This window comes from Gordonia sp. BP-119, assembly GCF_016924115.1.
GTDB classification, from domain to species: domain Bacteria; phylum Actinomycetota; class Actinomycetes; order Mycobacteriales; family Mycobacteriaceae; genus Gordonia; species Gordonia hongkongensis.
The window spans coordinates 1-23,492 of the sequence record NZ_JAFFZF010000026.1 but is presented as its reverse complement, the minus strand read 5'-3'; the positions used below and the strand labels follow the sequence as shown (position 1 = coordinate 23,492).

Genomic DNA, 23,492 nt, shown 5'->3' with positions numbered 1-23,492 from the left:
GGTCACGTCGTCGGGGGCGTGACCAGACCGACGACATGGTCGGCAATCGCCAACGATGACGTGATGCCCGGCGACTCGATACCGAAGAGGTTGACCAGGCCCGCGATGCCGTGTGACCGCGGCCCCTGGATCACGAAGTCACCGGCACCGGCACCCGGCCCGGCGACCTTGGGCCGGATCCCGGCGTAGGCGGGCACCAGGGCGTTGGCCGGCAAGTGCGGCCAGTACGTGCGGATGGCTCGTTCGAATGCGTCGGCGCGCGCCTCGTCGACGGCGTAGTCGAGTACCTCTCCGGCAATCGTCTCGTCGGGGGACGAGTTCAGCCATTCGACGTCGGGGCCGAATCGGGCCTCGCCGGCGAGATCCATCGTGAAGTGCACGCCCAATCCGCCGTCGGCGGGGATCGGGTAGACGAGGTGACGGAACGGCGCCCGGACGCCGGACAACCCGAAGTAGTTCCCCTTGGCGAGGAAGCGCGGCGGGATCCGGCCGCCGAAGCCGGCCAGCGCCCGGGCCACCTCCCACGCGCCGATCCCGGCACAGTTGACGAGCGTCCGGGCGGAGGCCGATTCGCCGTCCGATGTCTGCACGGTGACGCCGTGTGCGTTGATCTGTCCGCCGATCACTCTGCTGCGCAACGCGATCGCGCCACCGTGTGCCTCCAGGTCACGCACCAGTGCACGCACCACACCGTCGACGTCGACGATCCCGGTCGACGGTGAGAACAGTGCCGCGACGCCTTCGACTGCCGGTTCCCGGTCGCGCAGTTCGTCCACTCCGATCCGTCGGAGGTCGGACACGCCGTTGGCCAGACCGTGTCGGAGCAAGACGTCGAGGCGTTCGCTCTGGGTGCCGTCGGTGGCGACGATGAGTTTGCCCGGCCGCGCCCACGAGACGCCGTGCTCGTCGCAGAATCGGGTCAACTGATCGCGACCGCGGACGCACAGTTCCGCCTTCAGGCTGCCCTCGGGGTAGTAGATGCCGGCGTGGATCACCTCCGAGCTCCGCGAGGTCGTCTGCGCGCCAACCGAATCGGTGGCCTCGAGGACGACGACGTCGCGTCCTCGCCGGGCGAATGCCCGCGCCACCGCCAGCCCGACGATGCCGCCGCCGACCACGAGGCAGTCGACCTCCACACGCTCCGTCGTCGCGTGCTCGGCCCGGTGGGTGCGCGTCACTGCTCGTACCTCCTCGTCGCTTGTCGTCGAGTTCCGTCGGCCACGGTATCCGGGCAAACCCGGCGGCGTGGGGCAGACTGGGGTGATGCGGTATTCGGAGGTTCTCGCGATCGTGCAGGCCGGTGGACGTGGTTCGCGGATGGAGGTGCTGACCGATCGGCGGGCGAAACCCGCGTTGCCGTTCGCGGGCAACTATCAGCTCATCGACTTCCCGCTCTCCAACCTGCACCACAGTCACATCGACGACGTGTGGTTGTGCGTGCAATACGAGGCCGAGACCATCACCCAGATCGTGGCGGGTGGCCGTCCCTGGGATCTGGACCGCACGAGCGGCGGGTTGCGCGTGGTGATGCCGGAGCAGACCGACGCCCCGGAAACCGAAGACGGCTTCGCGACCGGCAACGCCGACCTGCTGTACCGCATCCGCGGCCGCATCGCCGCCCACGCACCGGCCGAGGTCATCGTCATGAGCGCCGACCACGTCTACGACTTCGACTTCCGCGACGCCATCGAGACCCACCGCCGCCACGGCGCCGAATGCACTGTCGTCACCACGACGTGTCCGCTCGAGGAGGCCGCGCAGCACGCCACCGTGAAAGCCCGCCGCGACGGGACCGTCCGCGAGTTCCGCTACAAACCCGAACGCGCCACCACGCGCACGATCGCCACCGAGATCTTCGTCTACGACCCGGCCGTCCTCATCGAGGGCCTCGAGTACCTGGAGAGCCGGACGACCGAGGGATCCCCGAAGGACGACACCGGCCTGGGCGACTTCGGCGAACACCTGGTGCCCTGGTTCGTCGACCGCGGCAAGACGGTGGCCCACGCGATGCCGGGGTACTGGATCGACGCCGGCCGTCCCGAGACCTACCTGCAGGCGCACCGCGACCTCATCTCCGGGTCCCTCGACGTCTTCCGCGCCGACCGGCCGATCCTCACCAACCAGCCGCAGCGCCCGGCCGCGCGTATCGAGACCGGGGCGGTCGTCGAGGACAGTCTCGTCAGCAGCGGCGCCCACGTGCACGGAACGGTCCGACGCAGCGTTCTCGGACCGGGGGTGGTCGTCGAAAAAGGTGCGGTCGTGGCCGATTCGGTGATCTTCGGTGACGTTGTCATCGGCGCCGGCGCGTCGGTCGCATGGTCTGTCCTCGACGAACGGGTGCGCGTCGGCCCGAACGCGGTGATCGGCGGGCACCCGCGGACACGCCCGGTCCCGACCGAGAAGATCACGTTGGTCGGGATGGATACGCAGATCCTGCGCGGTGCCCGGGTGGCATTGGGAGACCGCGTCGAGCCGGGTCGCCGCATCCGGTGACCCGGGCCGACCTGTTCGCGACCGCGCGGCACTGGCGGGACCACGATCCGGACCCGTCGACCCGAGCCGTGCTGAACGATCTGATCGACGCGGCCGTGACCGGTGACGTCGCCGCCGCCGACGATCTCGCGGCCCGCTTCCACGGACCGCTGACCTTCGGCACCGCCGGCCTGCGCGGCGAGGTCGGTGCGGGCGAGTCACGGATGAACGTCGCCGTGGTCACCCGCGCCACGGCCGGTGTCGCGCGGTATCTGCTCGACACGGTCGGTCCCGACGCGCGCGTCGTGGTCGGGTGCGACGCCCGGCACGGATCTGCCGAGTTCTTCGATGCGGCAACCGAAGTGCTTGCGGCGCAAGGGCTCACGGTGTTCGCGCTGCCACCCCGGTTGCCGACGCCGGTCACCGCTCATGCGACGCGTGCGCTCGACTGCGACGCCGGGGTGATGATCACCGCCTCGCACAACCCACCGGCCGACAACGGTTACAAGGTGTATCTCGGCGGGCGTGTCACCGACGATGCGGGCAGGGGAGTGCAGATCATCTCGCCGGCCGACGCCGACATCGCGGACCGGATCGCGCAGGCGCCGCCCGCCGACGAGGTGCCCCGCGACTCCGCGGCAGTCATCCACCTCGATGACGAGACGGTCCGTACCTATGTCGAGCGCACCGCGCGGCTACGACCCGTCGGCGGTCCGTCGCCGGTGCGCGTCGTACTGACGCCGATGCACGGGGTCGGGGGTGCGGTCGCCCGAGACGTGTTGCGGGCCGCGGGAATCGGCGACGTCCACGTGGTGGCGGCGCAGTCCGCTCCCGATCCGGACTTCCCGACGGTGCCGTTCCCGAACCCGGAGGAGCCCGGTGCCCTCGACCTCGCGCTCGACCTCGCACGCGACGTCGACGCGGACGTCGTCATCGCCCTCGACCCCGACGCCGACCGCTGCTCGGTGGCGACGGTCGGTCCCGATGGTCAGTGGCGGCAGCTGACCGGCGACGAGATCGGCGCGCTGCTGGGGGAGCAGGCGGCACGGGATGCGACGCGCCCCGGTGACACCCTGGCGTGTTCGATCGTGTCGAGCCGGCTGCTCGGCCGGATCGCCGCGGACCACGGGCTGCGGTTCGCGGCGACGCTCACCGGATTCAAGTGGATCGCCCGGACTTCCGGCCTGCGTCTCGGTTACGAGGAGGCGATCGGCTACTGCACCGACCCCGACACCGTCCGCGACAAGGACGGCATCGGTGCGATGGTCCGGGTCATCTCCCTCGTCGAGGAACTCGGGAGGGATGGCCGCACGCTGACCGACGAGCTCGACCGGCTCGCCCGTCGCCACGGCCTGCATGCCACCGCACCGTTGACGATCCGCGTCGAGGACACCGCGCTGATCGGCGAGATGATGCAGCGCCTGCGTTCCTCACCGATCGAACGACTGGCCGGCTCGCCGGTGGTGGAGAACCGCGACCTGGCACATGGATCCGCTGACCTGCCGCCGACCGATGGCGTCCTGGTGCGGACCGCCGCCGACGACCGCGTCGTCGTGCGTCCCTCCGGCACCGAGCCGAAGCTGAAGTGCTATCTCGAAGTCGTCCTCGACTGCCCGGGCGGCGCCGTACCGCGGGACGAGGCCGCACGCCGTCTCGACGCCCTCGGTGCGGACATCTCGGCGGTGCTCGAGGTCTGAGCGCACTACGATCGATCCGTGCCGCGAACCGATTCCGATCAGCGCCTGCGCGACCTGACCCTGCTGCGTCAGGTCCGCGATCGCATCGACCGCGAGTACGCGCAGCCGCTCGACGTCGAGGCGCTCGCGCGCGGGGTGAACATGTCGGCCGGTCACCTGAGCCGGAAGTTCCGCCAGACCTACGGCGAATCGCCTTACTCGTACTTGATGACTCGCCGCATAGAACGGGCGATGACGCTGCTGCGGCGCGGCGACCTGACCGTCACCGAGGTCTGCTTCGAGGTGGGCTGCTCGTCGTTGGGCACCTTCAGCACCCGGTTCACCGAACTCGTCGGGGTACCGCCGACGGTCTATCGCGAACAGTCGGCCGACGCGACGGACGGCATACCGGCGTGCCTGGCGAAGAACATCACGAGACCGATCAGGAATCGAGAAGCACAGCGCGGGTGAGACTGCCTAGCCTGATCCCATGAACATCACGATCCAGTACACCTTCCTCCCACACATCGATGGCGACGCCGCCTTGGGCTTCTACCGTGACCTCCTCGGTTTCGAACTCCGCAAGGATGTCGGCTACGAGGGCATGCGGTGGCTGACCGTCGGCCCGCCCGGACAGCCGGGCACGTCGATCGTCCTGCATCCGCCGGCTGCCGATCCCGGTATCTCCGAGGAGGAACGCCAGACGATCCTCGAGTTGATCGCCAAGGGGAGTTACGGCGCGCTGACGCTGGCGACCGACGACCTCGACGGGCTGTTCGAAAAATTGCAGTCCAGCGGCGTCGACATCGTGCAGGAGCCGATGGATCAGCCTTATGGCGTGCGCGACGCCGCCGTTCGTGACCCGGCGGGCAACCTCATCCGTATCGACCAGGCCGGCTGAGAGATGTGCGGACCCGGTCGATACCCGCCCCCGGAAGCACTCGGCGCGGTCGTCGACCGACAACACCCCGCGCCGGCGCCCGCCACCCTGGTTAGATCGACCGGGAGTCCGCGCACCGACCTCGCGGCAACGGACCTCCGGAATGACACGAGCACCCCGAACGCCGACGACCGCCCGCCCGCGGTCGCCACATTGATGGAGAGACGATGAGCCGAACCGCCACCCGTCCCGCACGGAAGGTCGACGCCGTGCGGGCCGACGGCATCCACCCCGCCGACACGCACGACATCATCCGCGTCCACGGCGCCCGGGAGAACAACCTCAAGGACGTCAGCGTCGATCTGCCGAAGCGTCGGCTGACGGTCTTCACCGGGGTGTCGGGTTCCGGCAAGAGTTCACTGGTCTTCAGCACCATCGCCGCGGAATCCCAGCGCCTCATCAACGAAACGTACAGCGCGTTTGTCCAGGGCTTCATGCCGTCGATGGCTCGTCCGGACGTCGACATCCTGGAGGGTCTGACGACGGCGATCATCGTCGATCAGGAGCGGATGGGAGCCAACGTCCGGTCGACCGTCGGCACGGCCACCGACGCGAACGCGATGCTGCGTATCCTGTTCAGTCGCTTGGGAACTCCGCATATCGGTTCGCCTCAGGCCTTCTCGTTCAACGTCGCCTCGATCAGCGGGGCGGGTGCGGTGACCATCGAGAAGGGCGGGCAGAAGGTCAAGGAGCGTCGGAGCTTCTCCATCACCGGCGGGATGTGCCCACGATGCGAGGGCCGCGGCGACGTCTCCGACTTCGACCTCACCGCGCTGTACGACTCGTCGAAGTCGCTCAACGAGGGCGCGCTGACGATCCCCGGTTACTCCATGGACGGCTGGTACGGCCGGATCTACCGCGGCTGCGGCTTCTTCGACCCCGACAAGCCAATTGCCAAGTACACCAAGAAGCAACTCAACGACCTGCTCTACAAAGAGCCCACCAAGATCAAGGTCGAGGGCATCAACATCACCTACGAGGGTCTGATCCCGAAGATCCAGAAGTCGATGTTGAGCAAGGACCGTGAGGCGATGCAGCCGCACATCCGCGCCTTCGTCGATCGCGCGATCACCTTCGCGAAGTGCCCGGACTGTGAGGGCACCCGCCTCACCGCCGAGACCCGCTCGTCGAAGATCAAGGGCATCAGCATCGCCGACGCATGCGCGATGCAGATCAGCGATCTCGCCCAGTGGGTCGCCGAACTCGACGATCCGTCCGCGGCCCCGCTGATCGCCGCGCTGCGAGACCACCTCAACGCGTTCGTCGACATCGGTCTCGGCTACCTGTCCCTGGAACGCCCGGCCGGCACCCTGTCCGGCGGAGAGGCGCAGCGCACCAAGCTGATCCGTCACCTCGGTTCGTCGCTGACCGACGTGACCTATGTGTTCGACGAGCCGTCGATCGGTCTGCACCCGCACGACATCACCCGGATGAACGATCTGCTGCGCGCATTGCGGGACAAGGGCAACACGGTGCTGGTGGTCGAGCACAAGCCGGAGGTGATCGCGATCGCCGACCGCGTCGTCGACATCGGCCCGGGAGCGGGCACCGACGGCGGCACGATCGTGTTCGAAGGCACCGTCGACGAACTGCGGGCCGCGGACACGCTCACCGGGCGCCACCTGGAGGACCGCGCCGCCGTCAAGGACGAAGTCCGCACGCCCAGTGGTCATCTCGAGGTCCGCGGGGCCGACGCCAACAATCTGCGCGATGTCGACGTCGACATCCCGCTCGGTGTGCTGGTCGTGCTCACCGGCGTCGCGGGCTCGGGCAAGAGTTCGTTGATCAACTCGACGGTCGCCAAGGAGGACGGGGTCGTCTCCATCGACCAGAGCGCCATCAAGGGGTCGCGGCGTTCCAATCCGGCGACCTACACCGGTCTGCTCGAGCCGATCCGCAAGGCGTTCGCCAAGGCCAACGGCGTGAAACCCGCCTTGTTCAGCGCTAACTCGGAGGGCGCCTGCCCCAACTGCAACGGTGCGGGTGTCGTCTACTCCGACCTCGCGATGATGGCCGGCGTCGCCGCGCCCTGCGAGGTGTGCGAGGGCAAGCGATTCCAGGCCGAGGTGCTCGACTTCACCTTCGGCGGCCGCAACATCAGCGAAGTGCTCGAGATGTCGGTCGCCCAGGCGGAGGCCTTCTTCGCCGACGGCGACGCCAAACTCCCGGCAGCACACAAGATCCTGCACCGGATGGTCGACGTCGGGCTCGGCTACATCAAGGTCGGTCAACCGCTGACCACCCTGTCCGGCGGCGAACGCCAGCGCCTGAAGTTGGCCGGCCACATGGGGGAGAAGGGCGACGTCTACATCCTCGACGAGCCCACCACGGGCCTCCACCTCGCCGATGTGGAACAGCTCCTCGGGCTGCTCGACCGTCTCGTCGACTCCGGGAAGTCGGTGATCGTCATCGAGCACCATCAGGCGGTGATGGCCCACGCTGACTGGATCATCGACCTCGGCCCGGGCGCCGGCCACGACGGCGGCCGGATCGTCTTCGAGGGCACGCCCGCCGACATCGTCGCCGACCGATCGACCCTCACCGGTGAGCACCTCGCCGAGTACGTCGGTGCCTGACCCGAGGGCGCAGCCGGCGCGAGCGAGAGCTTCGCTCCCGCTCCCTATCCGAAGGAGCGCCCCCACCGCTCCCTATCCGAAGGAGCGCCCCGCCGCTCCCTGAGGTGCGAGGAGCGATAGCGACGGCCTCCCAACGCTCCCTGAGGTGCGAGGAGCGATAGCGACGAGAGGGTCCTATAGCTTGTCAAGTGCTCCGAGGTCGGTGGTGAGGTCGCGGAACACTTCGCGGGCGATGTATCGCTTGAGGCAGCGGAGGATGTCTTTCTTCGTTTTGTGTTCGGCGGAGCGGCGTTCGACGTAGGCGCGGGTGGGGGCGTGGGATTTCATGCGTCCGACCGCGATCATGTGCAGAGCGCTGTTGGCTTGCCGGTCCCCGCCCCGGTTGAGTCGGTGGCGGCTGGTTTTGCCTGAGGATGCCGGTAACGGTGCGGCGCCGACGAGTTTGGCGAACCGTGCCTCGGTGCCCATCCGCTCGACGTTGTCACCGGCGGTGATCACCAGGCGTGCGGCGGTGATCGGCCCGATCTGCGGGCGCGACAACAAGGTCGGCACCACCTTCACCAACAGTCGCTGCAGTTCGCGGGCCAAGGACCGGACTTCTTGTTGGGCGAGTCGGTGTCGGTCGAGCAGCGACCGCGCCGCGCGCACGAACGCCGCGGCCGGCGCGGACAGATCAGCTTTCTCGGCCGGTACCGGCAAGTCTGTGATGAACGCTGCCCGCTTGGCGATGGTGCGTGCCTGGCGCGCGTCATCGGCGAACTCGGCCGGCGCGGTGGTACACAGGTCACGGATCTGGTTACCGATACGGGTGGCCTCTGCGACGGCCGAAGCCCTTGCCACGGTGAGCATCCGAACAGATTCGACCGCGCCTCGGGTGTCTTTGGCCACCGCGGTGGCGCGGCCGGTGATGGCTGCCATCGCCGCGGCGTAGGCATCGAGTTGATCGGTCTTACCGTGGGCGTAGCGGCGCGGCAGATCGGGGGTGTTGACCTCGATCACTCGCACCCCTTCAGCGGTGAGCATGCGGGTCAACCCGGCCCCATAGGAGGCGCTCGATTCCACCGCGGCATCCTCGACGCGGCCGAAGCCACACGCCCACTGCCACAACTGGGTGTAGCCGGCGGTGGTGGTCGGGAACTCGCGATCGGCCAGCGGGCGGCCGTCGGTGGCGACGATCGCGGCGTGATGGGTCTGTTGATGGGTGTCGACTCCGAGTACGACCACTTGCGTGGTCACTGCTGTCTCAGCCATTCTGGCGATGTCTCCTTCACTGCGGTGTGGGATGACCTCACCGGGGCGGGTGGACAGGACAGTGAAGAGTCACGGCCTACCAGCCAGACAGGGTCCTAATCAGGTCACACCCGCCCCGGCCCTCAAGGTCACTTGGTGCAGGTGATCGACCGAAGTTCTGGGCCGACACATCTCGCCCATGACAGCACCGTCAGCCACGAAGTAAGTCAGACCCAAACCCGGTCAACCACCCACACCCATTCTCACTGCCACGAAGGGTCCGGCGACCGAGGCTCCCAAACCCTAAGTGACGAGCCTTCTTCCGCTCCCTGAAGTGCGAGGAGCGCAAGCCGCCGGGCCGAGCAAGCGACGAAGGAGCGCGTCGAGGTCGACGAGCCTCGAAGGGTCCAGCAACCAGCCCCCGCGACCGACAGACTTCAACTCGACCTATGGACTTCGATCGAGGTCTACCGGTCGAGTTGAAGTCTGTCGGTCAACAAGGGAGTAGGTTCGCGCGAGACAACACAAACGACGCAGCGCAGCTGACCCTCTCACTACGGCACCCCTCGTGACGCTTTTCCGCGCGAACCGCGAACGTCCCCGACGGTGTCAGACGCCCGTGGCACCATGTCGGTTGATGAACGACGGGCAAGGTGAGAGTGGATCGTCGCGATCCGTCTCAGGGGTAACCCCTGGGTGCACTTCACAGCTGGTCCCTGCGTCCGACGCCGGCGCGCACGCTGCACGTGCCACACGGCGCCGCTGCACAGTTCTGGTCACCCCATCCGTCGTTCATCACCACGACAGCCCACGACGCGACACGGCGCCGTGACCGAACCGTTCCTGCAACCGCATGAGGCAGCGGAAGTCGCCGCGGCCTTCTCGCGCACGTATACCGCGTGGACGTGGCCGGAGATCCTGGCGGCAGTGACAGCGGTCCTGCCCGCTGAGGTCACCTCCGAAGTCGCCGCCGGCATCATCGAACTCTCGCCTCACGAACCGCGACACCCCGCGACCGTGATGATCCAGGCCCTCGCGCCGTGGACCCACCCGGCACCCGTCGCCGCTCAACCCGTCGTCGTGCACGAACCACGTTCCGCGGGAACGGTGTCCGACGCTCTGCCCGATCTCTACGATGTCGAGCAGTTCGCGCACTGGCTCGACTTCACCGTGCCCGAGCTCGAATGGTTCGCCGACCGCGGCCAATGGCTACGAACGGCGCGCCCGCCGTTGCGTCACTACCGAATCTGGCGGCGTGAGAAGCGGGACGGTGTCCGGGTCATCGAAGCTCCGAAACCCCGTATGCGCGAGACGCAACGGCGTCTGCTGAGACGGTTGGTCGAGCGCATTCCGGCGCATCCCGCAGCACGCGGCTTCATTCCCGGGTCGTCACCGGCTGCTTTCGCCTGGCCGCACACGGACCGTCCCGTGGTGCTGCGCGTGGACCTCCGGCATTGCTTCGAGACGATCACCGTATCGCGCGTCCGAGCAGTGTTCCGGCAGGCCGGCTACCCGCCGCATATCGCGCGCCTGCTCGCCGAATTGTGTACCACGGCAACGCCTGTGGACGAACTCCGCGGTATCGATCACACGCACGCAGCCCTTCTCCGGGAACGGCATCTGCCGCAAGGTGCGCCGACCTCGCCGCATCTGGCGAACCTCGTGATGCGGCGGCTCGATCGGCGGCTCGACGGGTACGCCCGCCGTCACGGCCTCCGCTACACCCGTTACGGCGACGACCTCGCGATCTCGGGCGACGCGATGAACGCCGACCGCGCGCTGTGGACCGTGCTCCGCATCGTCGAAGACGAGCGATTCACCGTCCACCCGGAGAAGGTCCGGATCATGCACAGCCATCAGCGCCAACAGCTCGCCGGTCTCGTCGTCAACGACCGTCCGCAGGTTGCCAGATCCGACTACGACAATCTTCGGGCCCTGCTCCAGAATGCGAGCCGGCACGGGGCGTCGTCGCAGAATCACGACGAACACCCGGACTTCCGCGCACACGTCTACGGTCTCATCGCGTGGGTGGGTGCGACGGGGGAGACGCGTCGACGCCGGTTGCTGAACATGGCCCGCACGGTCGACTGGGACAGCTGAGAACCTCTGAAGACGGACCAAACGCCCGAACAATCCCGAACCTCACACCGGCTGCGGTTCGCTGTGAGACCACTGTTACCTCGGCCTTCCCCGCAGCGTGCCCAGTCGCAATGCCGGTGGACCAAGGTCCGTGCATGGACAAACAACTGCTCGAACGCAGCCTGGCACTCGTCGACCTTCCCGACTCGGGCCTCACCGTTCGCTTCTACGAGATCCTGTTCGACCGCTATCCGACCGTTCGCGCCATGTTCGGCCGCGACACCAGGGCCCAGGCCGAGATGTTGCGCAGCGCCGTCGCCTCGGTCGTGGAGCATCTCGACGACGCCGAGTGGCTGACGACGACTCTGCACGCGTTGGGGCGGCGACACGCCGGTCTCGGCGTCACCCGACCGATGTACACGGCGGTCGCGGAATGCATGATCGCCGCGATGAGTGAGATCGGCGGCGAGTCTTGGACCCCGGCCATGACGCTGGCCTGGGACCGCGCACTCGGCGCGGTCGCGACGATCATGCTCGACGGCTATCCGGACGACGGCGTGGTCGACATCATGCCGGCAGATCGACGCAAACCCGGAGCTGCCTGACCCGCCCTTCACCCGATCCCGGCGACGCCCGATCACTTCGACTCGCCACGGTCCCATCGACCGACCCCACCGGAGAATGCTCGACCACCCTTCGACCGTCGACGACCGACGAGTCCACGTGCGACCCGCACCGCCCGACTACACGGCCACGGCCCGGCCACCCTGAATCGCACGCCCTCCGCGATACGATCCCGCTCGGAAGTGAGGGCTCGTGACTGCTGCTGTAAACCCGCGACGTGCGCTGGATCGATACCTGGGATCAGCCTGGGCCCGGTGGGCGACACTCGCCGTCTTCCTCATCAGTTCGGCGGTCGCCATCGTCGTGCTGCCGAACCAACCGCCGGCCCCGTATCGCATCGATTTCGACGTCTACCGCATGGGCGGACGGGTCCTGCTCGACGGCGGCGACCTGTACGGCATCCTGCCCCGACTCGCGGAAGGCTCGTACCTCCCGTTCACGTATCCACCGCTTGCCGCAGCGCTGTTCTCGATCTTCACGGTCGTCCCACTCGGCCTCGGTCAGGCCCTGTTCACCGCGATCTCCATCGGCTGCCTGCTGGTGGTGTGCCGCATCGTCCTGTCCTGCCTCGTCGAGCGGCCTGCTCACCAGTTGTGGTGGCTCGCAACGGCCGCCGCGACGGTCGGCCTCTGGCTCGAACCCGTCCGCGACACCCTCAACTTCGGACAGATCAACATCGTGCTGATGACGCTCGTCGTCGTCGACGTACTGCTGGGCCGCGGCAAGTGGTGGAACGGGCTGCTCGTCGGACTCGCCATCTCGATCAAGCTCACCCCCGCGGTCTTCCTGTTGTTCTTCCTCGTCCGCCGGAACTGGCGCGCACTCGGCGTGGCCGCGGCGTCGGCGGTCGCCTACGCCGGTCTCGGCCATCTCCTGACACCGAACGACTCGCGCACCTACTGGACATCGACCCTCTTCGACACAGACCGCATCGGGAGTCCGCACTTCGCGAACAACCAGTCGATCAAGGGTGAGCTCGGCAGGCTCGGCACCGAGACCGACGTCGCGTGGTTCCTCGTCTCGCTGATCGTCGGGCTGTTCATCGCCTGGGTCGCGTGGCGTCTGCTGTCGGTTGCACCGGCAGGTCCACAGCCTTCCGGGCCGCGCGACGTCGCGGCACTGATGGCAGTCGCGTTCGCCGCGCTGTACTGCTCGCCGGTCGCCTGGGACCACAGCTGGGTCTGGGTGGTCCCGCTGCTTATCTTGCTGACCTTCCTCGCGACCACGCCCGCGGCGTCGGCGATGTGGTGGTGGCTCGTCGGTTCCGGGCTCGTCATCTTCGCCGTCGCGCCGCATCAGCGAATCCCGCAGCGGTACGACGCCGAGTTGTCCTGGGTCTGGTGGCAGCATCTCGTCGGGTCGTCGTACCTGCTCTGGGGTCTGGTGGTGCTGGTCGCGCTGGGGGTCTCGGCGCCCCGCGTGCTGACGTCCCGACGGTCGGGCGACACGCTCGCACAACCTGCGTGAACACCCCGTCTGCAGACGCCCCTTGAAACAGACGCTAAAATCCGTTCCAATGGTGCATAGTGATGTAACGCACATCGGAACAACGGGGAGTGGCAGGTTCATGACGAGTCGGAAAAAGCAGATCCAGAGCGTGCTGGCGAAGGCGAGCAGCATGTACCCGAGCTCGGAGCGTCCGCTGGCCGAGCCGCCCGCCGGATCCGATCTCAAGCCGGTGATGGGTGACCCAGGGGTTCCGTGGCTCGGCAACACCCTCGAAGCGCTCGTCGACCCGCTCAAGTCGGCGATGGAACGTTTCGAGCGGTACGGACAGGTCTCGTGGTCGGGTGCGCTGGGGATGAACATGGTCACCCTCGTCGGTCCGGACGCGATCGAAGCGGTGTGGATGAACCGCAAGAAGGCGTTCTCGAGCGAACTCGGCTGGGAACCGATGATCGGCCCGTTCTTCCGCCGGGGCGTGATGCTGATGGACTTCGACGAGCACATGCAGCACCGCCGGATCATGCAGCAGGCGTTCAGCCGGCCGCGCCTGACCGGCTACCTCGACATCATGACCCCGCACATCGAGAAGACCCTCGCCAACTGGGAGGTCGGCAACGGCTTCAAGATGTACTCCCGCACCAAGGACCTCACGCTGTCGCTGGCGACCGAGGTGTTCATGGGTGCTCACGTCAGCGAGTCCGAGGCCCACCGACTGGAGCACGCCTTCGAGGCGGCGGTTCGCGGCGGTCAGGCGATCGTGCGCAAGGACGTCGGCAACTGGACCTGGGCGCAGGGACTCCGCGGCCGCGAGGCGCTGCAGGAGTACTTCCGCTCCGAGATCCCGCTGCGTCGCGGCAACGACGCCGACGACCTGTTCAGCGTGCTCTGCAACGCCGAGAGCGACGAGGGCGAGACGTTCTCCGACGAGGACATCGTCAACCACATGATCTTCGTGATGATGGCTGCACACGACACCAGCACCATCGCGCTGTCGATGATGACCTACTTCCTCGGCAAGCACCCCGAGTGGCAGCAGCGCCTGCGCGAGGAGTCCCTGGCCCTCGACAAGCCGACGATCGACTACGACGACGTCGACAAGCTGCCCAGCATGGAGCTGGCCTTCAAGGAGACGCTGCGCCTCAATGCGCCGGTCGGCATGCTCTTCCGGATGGCGATCGAGGACACCGAGATCTGCGGTCACTACATCCCGAAGGGCACGCTGCTCGCCATCCATCCGTGGGCGACGATGCTCCGCAAGGAATGGTGGCCCAACCCGACCCACTTCGATCCCGAGCGCTTCTCCGCCGAACGCCGCGAGGACAAGGTCCACCGCTTCGCGTGGGCACCCTTCGGCGGCGGCGCACACAAGTGCATCGGCCTGTATTTCGGTGGCATGGAAGTGAAGTCGATCCTGCACCAGATGCTGCTGCGTTTCGAGTGGGACGTCCCGGCCGGTTACCGGCCGGAGCTGACCTACGGTACCGGCCCGACCCCGGCCGACGGCCTCCCGATCAACCTGCGGCACCGCAAGATCTGACGGTTCCTCACACCCGAGGAGCGAGCCGCTCCACCGCTCCCCGGGGTGCGAGCAGCGCAGGCACCATCCCACCGCTCCCCGGGGTGCGAGCAGCGCGAGCACCAACCCACTGCTCCCTGAGGTGCGAGGAGCGATAGCCGCCGGGCCGAGCAAGCGACGAAGGAGCGCGTCGAGGTCGACGAGCCACGAAGGGTCCCAGTCGATCTCACGGCTGGGGCCTTCGTGGTTCGCTGCTCGTGCAACTCAAGGTCAGGGGAGACAGGGGAAAGATTCTCGTCCCCCTGAGCACGATCGCAGGGAAATATGCCCTTCGATCACGCTGAGAGGGACGGGTTTTGGCACGCCAGTGGTCCAACTGTGCGCAACCTCAGACCCCAACGGGTGAAGAGCGACGGGGACGACCTCAGCAGAGCCCCTCCCCGCTGGTTGAGCCGGCACCGAGCGAAGCGAGGCGCCCACCCCCGCTGGTTGAGCCGGCACCGAGCGAAGCGAGGCGCCGTGTCGAAGCCACCTGGTGACCCGAAGTCACCAGGTGATTCCGCGCTACAACCTCCTACGACGCCCCGAGAATGCTGATCTCGAAGACGAGGGTGTCGCCGACCTCGATGTTCGCCTGCGGATTACCCTGCGCGTAACCGTCAGCAGATGTCATCGCGACGCCCACCTTTGACCCGACCTTCTGTCCGGCGATGGCCTTGCTGAACCCGGGGATCACGCCGTCGAGCGGGAACGTCACGGGGGAGCCGTTGGCGTAGGCGCTGTCGAAGGTCTCGCCGGTGCGGCCGTTCACGCCGACGTAGCAGACCGACACCGACGCGGTGTCCGGCACGACGGCGCCGTCCCCCTCGACGAGGACCTTGACCTGGGTCTCATCGACGCTGAACGGGTTCTCGACGGTGATGTCCGGGGCCTCGGTCGCGGTGGACGCGACCATCTGCAATCCACCGGTGGTGCCCTGCTCGGTCCACTGCGGGGTGGCGTCCGCGTTCGGGGGTGCGGTCGGGCAGCTCTCCGCTCCCGCCGCCGGGGTCTCGGCGCCGCCGGTCGCCGCGGTTGCGGTGGGTTCGGTTGTGCCCGAACCGGAATCGGAGTCGGAGCTGCAACCGGCGACAGCCAGGACGAGAGCGGTGCCGAGGGCGAGGGTCACGTTCTTGATGTTCACCCTCGGAACGCTACCCGAGGCGCGGCCCCTCACCGAGAGCCTCGACCGGCCAACAGTCGAGCAGCCCGTTCGAGATCGGCCCGCACCGCTTGCGCCGCCGGCCACCGCGTCGCGGTCAGCACCAGCCCGCCGATCGCGGGCACCGTCAGCACCGCCTCGGCATGCACGTCGGTGCCCCCATCCCGCTCGCCTCCCTCGCGATCGGCGAACGTCAACGTCAGGACCGCGTCAACGGACCGCCACCGTCCGATCTCCTGCCACCGTCGACGAGGCTCATAGGCCGTCACCTCCATCCGCGGTGACACCCCGGGTACGACGGTGACGTCGGTCCAGCTGGTGCCGACGTCACCCGCCCGGTCACCGATCGGCCGCAGGTCGTCGATGCGGCGCAGGCTCGACTGCCATTCCGGTCGATTCGCCGGGTCGGCGAGGTAGTCGAAGGTGACCTCGATCGGGGCGTCGAACGAGACCACCGTGTCGATGACGGTGACGCGGGCGGGGGAGAGCATCAGCGGATGAGCTCCGCGAGCTGCTCGACCTCGGCGACGCTGCCCGGCGACACGAGCATCATCGTCACTCCGCACGACTCCCAGACCTTGATCTGTTCACGCACGTGGTCCAGATCGCCGACGATCGCCGAGTCGTCCACAACGGCGTCGGGGATGATCTGCGCCGCTTCGTCTTTGCGGTTGCTTCGGAAGAGTGCGGTCACCTCGTCGACGACGTCGGAGTACCCCATCCGGCGGTACACCTCGGCATGGAAGTTGGTGTCCTCGCTGCCCATCCCGCCCATGTACAGCGCCAGGAACGGTTTGATCGCGGCGTAGGTACCTTCGCGGTCGTCGGTGACGACGATCTGGGCGGTTGCGCACACCTCGAAGTCCTCGCGGCTGCGTCGTGCACCGGGCCGCGCGAATCCTTCGTCAAGCCACTCGTTGTAGGTGTCGGCCATTCGCGGCGTGTAGAACAGTGGCAGCCAGCCGTCGGCGATCTCCGCGGCGAGCGCGACGTTCTTCGGCCCCTCGGCACCGAGCATGACGGGGATGTCGGTGCGCAACGGGTGTGTGATCGGCTTGAGCGTCTTGCCCAGTCCCGATGCGCCCTCCCCGTCGAACGGCAGGGGATAGTGCGGTCCGGCGCTGTTGACCGGCGCCTCGCGCGCCCACACCTGCCGCATGATGTCGATGTACTCGCGGGTCCGGGCCAGCGGCTTGGCGAACTTCTGCCCGTACCAGCCTTCGACGACCTGCGGTCCCGAGACGCCGAGCCCGACGATGTGCCGACCGCCGGACAGGTGGTCGAGAGTCAGCGCGGCCATCGCGCAGGCGGTGGGGGTGCGGGCCGAGAGCTGCAGCACCGAGGTCCCGAGACGGACGCGTTCGGTCGACGACCCGAGCCAGGCCAGCGGGGTGTAGGCGTCGGATCCCCAGGCCTCGGCGGTGAAGATGCTGTCGAAGCCGGACGCCTCGGCCGCCGCGACGATCTCGGCGTGGTGGGTCGGCGGTTGCGCGCCCCAGTAACCCAGTTGCAGACCGAGTTTCACTGGCTGACCCCCTCTGATTCGGCAGTGTTCTCTGACTCCGCGGCGGCCTCGGCGGCGATCTGATCGAACTGCGCCCCCATCGCCGCGGCGACGGCCTGCGCACCCGACAGCGGACGGACCATGACCATGAGGTCATCGATCTTGCCGTCGTCGTTGACGTGGATGAAGTCGCAGCCGGTGATCTTCTTGCCGCCGACCACCGCCTCGAAGACGAGCGCCGAGTCGTGTCCGCCGGCGTCGTTGATCTCGCGGATGTAGCGGAAGTCCTCGAAGACCCGCAGCACGCCCCGCAGGATGGCCGACGTGATGGCCTTGCCCGGATACGGCTTGAATGCGACCGGACTGGTGAAGACCACATCGTCGGCGAGCAGCGCCCTCATCGCCTGCTCGTCACGCGCCTCGACGGCCTCTCGGAACTGCTTCATGCGTCGACCTCCCTGTCGATGATCCTGCGTCGACGCTAGTGGATGCCGGACCGGTTGCGGACGGAAGGCGAGGAGCCAGTAGGACGACCAGCGCCGTCGCCAGCATCGCGATACCCACCCAACCGATTGCGGTGATGGATTCCGACAGCACTCCGACGGCCAGTGCGGTCGCGACAGCGGGCTCGATCAGGGTGATGGTGGTGGCGGTCGAACTGTCGATCCGACCGAGTCCTCGACTGAACAGCACGTACCCGAGGAACTGCGGGACAAGGACGAGGTAGGCGAGAACGCCGAGGGTCTCGGGGTGTGCGACCACGGCCGGTACCCCGACCGCGACGACCGGCAACAGAAACAATCCGCCCAGTCCCATCACCGTCCCGGCCGCGGCGCCGCGCGGCACCGACCTGTTCATGAGCCGACGCATCGCCCACGACAACCCGGCGTAGGTGATACCCGCGAGCAGGCCGAGGCCGACACCGAGCGCCGACGACGAGCTCCCGCCGAGTGCGTCCGCGTGCGACGACTCGCTGCGCGACAGGGCCAACGCCGCACTGCCGACGATGCCGAGCGCGCACGCGATGGTCCACCGCAGGGTCAGCCTCCGCCCGTCGGCCACGCGCTCGATGACCGCCGACACCAGCGGTGCCGACGCCAACGACACGACGGTTCCGAGCGCGACGCCGCCGACCCGCATGGACCCGAAGAAGCAGAGGGGGTAGATCAGCACGCAGATCCCACCGAGAAGAGCGACCCGCCACTGTGCCGTCACCGACGACCACGCGGCCTGAATCCCGCGGGCGTTGACCGCCGCCTGCAACAAGCCGCCGCCACACATGGCCACGGCGCCGACAGTCACGGCACTGAGTTCGGGCGCCATCGCGGCGGCGGTACCCGACGTGCCCCACAGGATGGCGGTCAGGGCGACCGCCAGCATCCCGATGCGTTCGGTCCGACGGGCCTGGCTCATCCGTGGGTGCCGACCGGCGACGCCGGATGGGGGTGCCGCGCATAGAACTCGAGGTGCCGACGTGCCGCGTCGTCCCACGTGAGAGATGCGGCCAGGCTACGGCCCGACACGATTCGGTCGGGGTCCGGGACGAGGGAGGCGTCGAGGGCGTCGGCCAGTTCGGCGACGGTCGAGGCGTAGGCGACCGTCTCGCCGAACACCTCACGCAGGATGGGGAGGTCTCGCGCGACGACGGGACGCCCCGCGGCGAGGGCTTCCATCGCGGCCAGGCCAAAGCCCTCCTTCACCGATGGGAACGCGAACACCCGGCAGGCGGCGACCAGTGACGGCAGCTCGTCGTCGGGCACATTCCCGAGCACGATCGGTTCGACGTCGAGTTCGGCTCGCCGACGGTCGAAGTCGGCACGGTAGTCGCGGTAGTCGAACAGGGTTTCGCCGCCCGCGAAGACGAGCTTCAGACCCGGGTGACGTTCGCGCAGTACGGCATACGCCTCCAGAAGGTCGATGCTGCCCTTGCGCGGTTCGATTCCGCCGACCGCGAGTACGTAGTCGCCCAGCTGATCCGACCAGTGTCGTCGTGCCTCGAGGGACTCGGGGGAGTCCGATGCCGCGCCGGCGAAGCGTTCGTAGGAAACGCCATTCGGGATCACCGTCGGATGCAAGTCCCAGCCCTGCTCGACCTCATCCGCGACCGCTCGTGACACACAGATCCGCGCGTACGGGTTGACCACCGCCTTCTCGTGACAGTCGACGAGGATCGGCGTCGTGAACTGGTCGAGATGGTGGATCGTGCGGATGCACGTCCCGACGGCGTTGGCACTGATGCAGTCCTGGGCGTGCACGATGTCGAAGTCGGCCGGGTCGAAGGCGGCCCGCAGGGTGTCGATGGACCGCACGATGCGTTCGGTGATCGTCTCGTTCTCCCGGTCGGGGAACGGGACGAGCCGCACCCGCACAGCCGGATCCACCGCGCGGAAGAAGCCCTCGTCGCCACCGCGGGCGAGCGACCACACCGTCACCTCGGCGCCGAGCCGGGACATCGCCTCGGCCAGATTCAACGTATGGACCACGCCGCCACGGGGTTTCGTCGAATAGGTGAGCAGAGCGACACGCAGCGGCGGACTCGGCGTGCCGCTCATCGCTGGTCCGCCGACGTCGTCGACCGGTAGGTGTCCGGCCGGAGTTCCGCGAGATGACTCAGGACGCGACGGGCCCGGTCGACCTCGGCGTCGACATCGACTGTCACCGTGGCCATTCCGCCTTTCGATCGAGTGGTCGCCAGAATGTCACCGCCCGGGCCGACGACCTTCGCCTGGCCGAGGAAGCGCAGCGACCCCATGACCCCGGTCTGGTTCGACGACACGACGAACACCTGGTTCTCCGCGGCGCGGGCGCAGTCGTAGAGGTCGAACAACCGTGACTGCCGATCGGCGGGCAGGCGAGCGGCGCGGTCGGTGACGCTGGCGGGCCACGCCGACAGTGCCGCGATGATTCGCGCGCCGTCGAGGGCGAGCGTGCGCGCCGACTCCGGGAACGTCTTGTCGTAGTCGATCAGCATGCCCAGACGGCCTACCGGGGTGTCGAAGGAGCCGAACTGATCGCCCGCCGCGTAGGCGAGCGCCTCGCCGGCGGGTTGATGGACCTTGCGGTGCGTGCCCAGGACACCGTCTCCCGTGACACAGACGGCGGTGTTGAACCGCTGGTCATCGACTGCTTCGGTGTACCCGATGCACACGGTCATGTCACCGGCGGCGGCCGCGATCGCCGCGAGCTCCGGACCGTCCGGTTGCAGCGCCGGCGGCAGTTCGGCCGGGTCGGGTTGCCGGAGGTCACCCAGGTATCCACCGAGCGAGGCATCGGGGAAGACGAGGAGGTCGACGCCGTCGCGCGCCGCGGATTCGACGATGCCGACCGCTTTGGCGACACCGCGTTCCACGTCGCGTCCGAAGTGCGCGGCGAGGGCGCCGAGGGTGACCGTCCTCATGGGCGAAGGGTACCGGTCGAATCCGTCGGCGGGCCGGGTCGCCGGGGAATCATGCGACGCCCAGTCCGGTGACCGTCGACGCGACGGCGACAGTCGTCTCGCCGTCGGGCCACCGCAGCCGCACGCCCGGTTGGGCGGTCAGCCGGCCGCAGTCGGCGGTTGTCACCGGCTCGGGTGCAGGGACGTCGCGTCGAGCACCGGCACGGTCGGTGCTGAGCATCGCGTAGCCCGGGAAGCAGGTGAGCCACGCACCCATCGACGCGTCGCCGGGTCGCGGTACTGCCGTCACATCCAGCTCGGCGCCGGTTCCCGACGCTTCGGCGAGCATGCCGAGCGTGCCGACGATCCCGGCCATGCTGACGTCTTTGGCCGACGCCGGGCGCACGGTCGCGAGATGGGATGTCATGGCGCACAGTTCGTCGCTGCTGCGCGAACTCGTCGAGTCCCACTGCCGGTCGTGATATCCGGGTCGCCAGGAGCCGCCGAGGTCGGCGTGGAGGGTGACGGTGTCGCCGACCCGGCCACCGCCGGCGGGCAGGGGACTGGGCGTCGTGCCCAGCGCGGTCACCGACAGCGCCGACGGCACACCCACCTGGGTGTGACCGCCGAGCACGGGTGTCCGCCACGCCGCTGCGGCCGAGCTGATCCCGCGGATGATGCGGGTGAGATGCGATGTCGTGGGCGCGCCGACGGCGTCGAGCAGGCCGAGCGGTCGGGCACCCATCGCGCTGAGGTCGTTGAGGTTGACGAGCACCGAACACCAACCGGCCCACTCGGGATCGCGTTCGATCATCGACGGGATGATCGCGTCACAGGCCGCGATCACGTCGGTGCCGGGCAGCGGTACGCCGTCGTCGCCACGGAATCCGGCAGCACCGAGACCGCCCGGTTGGTCTGCGAACGGCGCGAGGGCCTCGGCGAGAACTGCTTTCGTCCCGTCGACTGTGCGTTGAATTCGGTTGAGTGGGTAGCCCATCTCCCGATGCGACCGCTCATTGATCACCAGGCCTGGCCCGCGGTCCTGCCAGCCGAGCCTCGAGAACATCGGTGCGTACCGATCCTGGACGGTGGCGTCGAACCGCAGGGCGCCCAGTTGTTCGACGTGCGCGCACGCCGCCCGCACAAGTGCCGGCCCGATCCCGGCTGCCAGGCCAGGGTCGGCGACGACGAGTCGGGAGCCGAACCACCATCCGATGTCGGTGCGCTCGGACCCCGCCCACGGCGTGGCGGCGATCCGCACGCCACCCGCGATCGTCCCGTCGGGCAGTGTCGCGATCAGGACGGTGGTGCGCGGGTCGTCGTCGATGTCATCAACGTCGGTGCGGTCGAAAAGCGCCTGCCGATCGACGAATTCGCGGTGCCGCAGCACGCGATACGCCGCATGTTCCCGCGGGCTGTCCGCGACGGTGATCAGAAACTCCGACCGCGGCGTCGTGCGCGGCAGCCCCGACAGGATCGACAGCTCGCCCCGTGACAGCACGTCAGCCTCCGACCGTCGGCAGGACACTACAGGCACCGCAGGCCGCGCATCCCGCACGCTGCTCCGATCCGGACATCCCGATGAAGCTCAGATGACCGGCCACCTCGCGGGTGATCTTTTCGACGATCGTGGGGTCGGGTGCCGGAGCGTTGTCGACGTCGACGGCGAGGGTTCCCGCGTGACGTCGGAACGGCACGATGAACGGGTACACGCCCATGTCGGCCAGTTCCTTGGCGCCGGCGATCATCTCGTCGGTGTCCTCGCCGAGTCCGACCAGCAGGTAGGTCGACACCTGGTTACGCCCGAACACCCGGACCGCCTCGGCCCACGCCGCCCGGTACTCCGACATCGGTACCGTCGACTTGCCAGGCATCCAGCGACGCCGCACCTCGTCGTCGAGGGATTCGACGTGGATGCCGATGGCGTCCGCACCGGCCTCGCGCAGTTCGGTCAGCACGGCGAGGTCGGCCGGCGGCTCGCACTGCACCTGGATCGGCAGTTCCGGCACAGCAGCCTTGATCGCTCGGACGCACCGAGCGAGATGACGAGCCCCTCGATCGCGTCCACCGCTCGTGCCGGTGGTCATGACCATGTTGGTCACGCCGTCGAGATCGACGGCCGCACGGGCGACTTCGGCGAGTTGCTCAGGCTTCTTCACCGCGATCGTCGAGCCGGACTTCAGCGACTCCTCGATCGAACAGAACCGGCACCGCTGGTCCTCGGCGTAGCGGATACAGGTCTGCAGGACGGTCGTCGCCAATACGTTGCGACCGTGCAGGCGGGCGATCTTCTCGTAGCTCACCCCGTCCGCGGTCTGCAGATCGTAGAACCGGGGACGTCCGATCGCACTGACCTCGACACCGATGTCGACCCCGTCGTACAGCACACGATCACCGTCGAAGACGAACGGACTCTGCGGGTTACGCGGGATCGCGGCATGCAACCCGTCGACCATGAGGTGCCCGTCGTCGCTGGGCCCCGCCCCGCCGGTGCGTTGCACCGGCGGCTCCCCGCGAATACCGAGCAACGCCAGGTCAACTCGTGTGGATACCGTCATGGGTACTCCTTATCCTTTGCTCCCTGAGGTGCGAGGAGCGATAGCGACGAGCCTCGAAGGGCTCGGATGTTCCACTGCTGGTTGAGCCGACCCCGAGCGAAGCGAGGCGTCGTGTCGAAGCCACCAGGTGCCCCGGCCCCGCCGGTTGACCCGACACCCGACCCCCGCTGGTTGAACCGAAACCCGACCTTCGCTGTGAACCGAAACCCGACCCCCCGCTGGTTGAGCCGACTCCGAGCGAAGCGAGGCGTCGTGTCGAAGCCATCCGGTGACCCACCCCGCTGAGCCGACCCC

Annotated in this window: 20 protein-coding genes; 9 read left to right on the top strand and 11 right to left on the bottom strand. The window is 68.1% G+C overall.

Annotated elements, in window-relative coordinates; genetic code table 11:
- Positions 1-2: 2 nt before the first annotated feature.
- Positions 3-1,235: an NAD(P)/FAD-dependent oxidoreductase gene (locus tag JW364_RS15350; RefSeq protein ID WP_205334008.1), complete on the bottom strand. Its 1,233-nt coding sequence runs from the start codon at positions 1,233-1,235 to the stop codon at positions 3-5.
- Positions 1,236-1,263: 28 nt separating this feature from the next.
- On the opposite strand from JW364_RS15350, the gene JW364_RS15345 reads away from it, so the two are divergent.
- The 5 genes from JW364_RS15345 to JW364_RS15325 all read left to right on the top strand — a co-directional run bounded on the left by JW364_RS15345 (position 1,264) and on the right by JW364_RS15325 (position 7,664).
- Positions 1,264-2,493, top strand: a complete 1,230-nt coding sequence (locus tag JW364_RS15345) for a glucose-1-phosphate adenylyltransferase family protein (protein WP_205334007.1) — start codon at positions 1,264-1,266, stop codon at positions 2,491-2,493.
- On the top strand, positions 2,490-4,169 hold the full coding sequence (locus tag JW364_RS15340) for a phospho-sugar mutase (protein WP_374100837.1): 1,680 nt from the start codon (positions 2,490-2,492) through the stop codon (positions 4,167-4,169). The genes JW364_RS15345 and JW364_RS15340 overlap by 4 nt, the downstream gene beginning before the upstream one ends.
- 18 nt (positions 4,170-4,187) lie before the next feature.
- The gene (locus tag JW364_RS15335) at positions 4,188-4,619 is read left to right on the top strand and encodes a helix-turn-helix transcriptional regulator (RefSeq protein WP_058250457.1); all 432 of its coding nucleotides are present in this window, start codon (positions 4,188-4,190) and stop codon (positions 4,617-4,619) included.
- A gap of 19 nt (positions 4,620-4,638) precedes the next feature.
- A complete protein-coding gene (locus tag JW364_RS15330; protein WP_205334006.1) occupies positions 4,639-5,049 on the top strand; it encodes a VOC family protein in 411 nt (136 codons plus the stop codon).
- A 206-nt stretch (positions 5,050-5,255) separates the two neighbouring features.
- On the top strand, positions 5,256-7,664 hold the full coding sequence (locus JW364_RS15325) for an excinuclease ABC subunit UvrA (RefSeq protein ID WP_205334005.1): 2,409 nt from the start codon (positions 5,256-5,258) through the stop codon (positions 7,662-7,664).
- A 174-nt stretch (positions 7,665-7,838) separates the two neighbouring features.
- Here the strand turns inward: JW364_RS15325 and JW364_RS15320 are convergent, their stop codons facing one another.
- On the bottom strand, positions 7,839-8,915 hold the full coding sequence (locus tag JW364_RS15320) for an IS110 family transposase (protein ID WP_205333044.1): 1,077 nt from the start codon (positions 8,913-8,915) through the stop codon (positions 7,839-7,841).
- Between the two features lie 807 nt (positions 8,916-9,722).
- Here JW364_RS15320 and JW364_RS15315 point away from each other — a divergent pair.
- The 4 genes from JW364_RS15315 (at position 9,723) to JW364_RS15300 (ending at position 14,580) form a co-directional block, all read left to right on the top strand.
- The gene (locus JW364_RS15315; protein WP_205333043.1) at positions 9,723-10,994 is read left to right on the top strand and encodes a reverse transcriptase family protein; all 1,272 of its coding nucleotides are present in this window, start codon (positions 9,723-9,725) and stop codon (positions 10,992-10,994) included.
- Positions 10,995-11,128: 134 nt separating this feature from the next.
- Positions 11,129-11,578, top strand: a complete 450-nt coding sequence (locus JW364_RS15310; protein WP_058250592.1) for a globin domain-containing protein — start codon at positions 11,129-11,131, stop codon at positions 11,576-11,578.
- Between the two features lie 211 nt (positions 11,579-11,789).
- Positions 11,790-13,064 carry a glycosyltransferase 87 family protein gene (locus JW364_RS15305; protein WP_205333042.1) on the top strand — a complete coding sequence of 425 codons (1,275 nt, stop codon included), beginning with the start codon at positions 11,790-11,792 and terminating at the stop codon, positions 13,062-13,064.
- Between the two features lie 100 nt (positions 13,065-13,164).
- A complete protein-coding gene (locus tag JW364_RS15300; protein WP_205333041.1) occupies positions 13,165-14,580 on the top strand; it encodes a cytochrome P450 in 1,416 nt (471 codons plus the stop codon).
- A gap of 553 nt (positions 14,581-15,133) precedes the next feature.
- Here the strand turns inward: JW364_RS15300 and JW364_RS15295 are convergent.
- Genes JW364_RS15295 through JW364_RS15255 form a run of 9 tightly spaced genes read right to left on the bottom strand, consistent with a single transcriptional unit; the run spans position 15,134 to position 23,198 of the window.
- Entirely contained in the window at positions 15,134-15,742 is a 609-nt protein-coding gene (locus JW364_RS15295; protein ID WP_205333040.1) for an FKBP-type peptidyl-prolyl cis-trans isomerase, read from the bottom strand.
- A gap of 29 nt (positions 15,743-15,771) precedes the next feature.
- Complete coding sequence (locus JW364_RS15290; RefSeq protein ID WP_205333039.1) at positions 15,772-16,251, bottom strand: SRPBCC family protein; 480 nt, start codon at positions 16,249-16,251, stop codon at positions 15,772-15,774.
- Positions 16,251-17,285 (bottom strand): LLM class F420-dependent oxidoreductase, encoded by a 1,035-nt coding sequence (locus JW364_RS15285; RefSeq protein WP_205333038.1) that lies wholly within the window; start codon positions 17,283-17,285, stop codon positions 16,251-16,253. The genes JW364_RS15290 and JW364_RS15285 overlap by 1 nt, the downstream gene beginning before the upstream one ends.
- The gene (locus JW364_RS15280; protein ID WP_068971281.1) at positions 17,282-17,710 is read right to left on the bottom strand and encodes a nuclear transport factor 2 family protein; all 429 of its coding nucleotides are present in this window, start codon (positions 17,708-17,710) and stop codon (positions 17,282-17,284) included. The genes JW364_RS15285 and JW364_RS15280 overlap by 4 nt, the downstream gene beginning before the upstream one ends.
- Positions 17,676-18,677, bottom strand: coding sequence for a DMT family transporter (locus JW364_RS15275; RefSeq protein WP_205333037.1), 1,002 nt, complete (start codon positions 18,675-18,677; stop codon positions 17,676-17,678). The genes JW364_RS15280 and JW364_RS15275 overlap by 35 nt, the downstream gene beginning before the upstream one ends.
- Positions 18,674-19,816: an MSMEG_0565 family glycosyltransferase gene (locus tag JW364_RS15270; RefSeq protein ID WP_240199143.1), complete on the bottom strand. Its 1,143-nt coding sequence runs from the start codon at positions 19,814-19,816 to the stop codon at positions 18,674-18,676. The genes JW364_RS15275 and JW364_RS15270 overlap by 4 nt, the downstream gene beginning before the upstream one ends.
- Positions 19,813-20,661: a carbon-nitrogen hydrolase family protein gene (locus JW364_RS15265; RefSeq protein WP_205333036.1), complete on the bottom strand. Its 849-nt coding sequence runs from the start codon at positions 20,659-20,661 to the stop codon at positions 19,813-19,815. The genes JW364_RS15270 and JW364_RS15265 overlap by 4 nt, the downstream gene beginning before the upstream one ends.
- A 49-nt stretch (positions 20,662-20,710) precedes the next feature.
- Positions 20,711-22,141: an MSMEG_0567/sll0787 family protein gene (locus JW364_RS15260; RefSeq protein WP_205333035.1), complete on the bottom strand. Its 1,431-nt coding sequence runs from the start codon at positions 22,139-22,141 to the stop codon at positions 20,711-20,713.
- 1 nt (position 22,142) lies between these two features.
- Complete coding sequence (locus tag JW364_RS15255) at positions 22,143-23,198, bottom strand: MSMEG_0568 family radical SAM protein (RefSeq protein ID WP_205333034.1); 1,056 nt, start codon at positions 23,196-23,198, stop codon at positions 22,143-22,145.
- Positions 23,199-23,492: the final 294 nt, after the last annotated feature.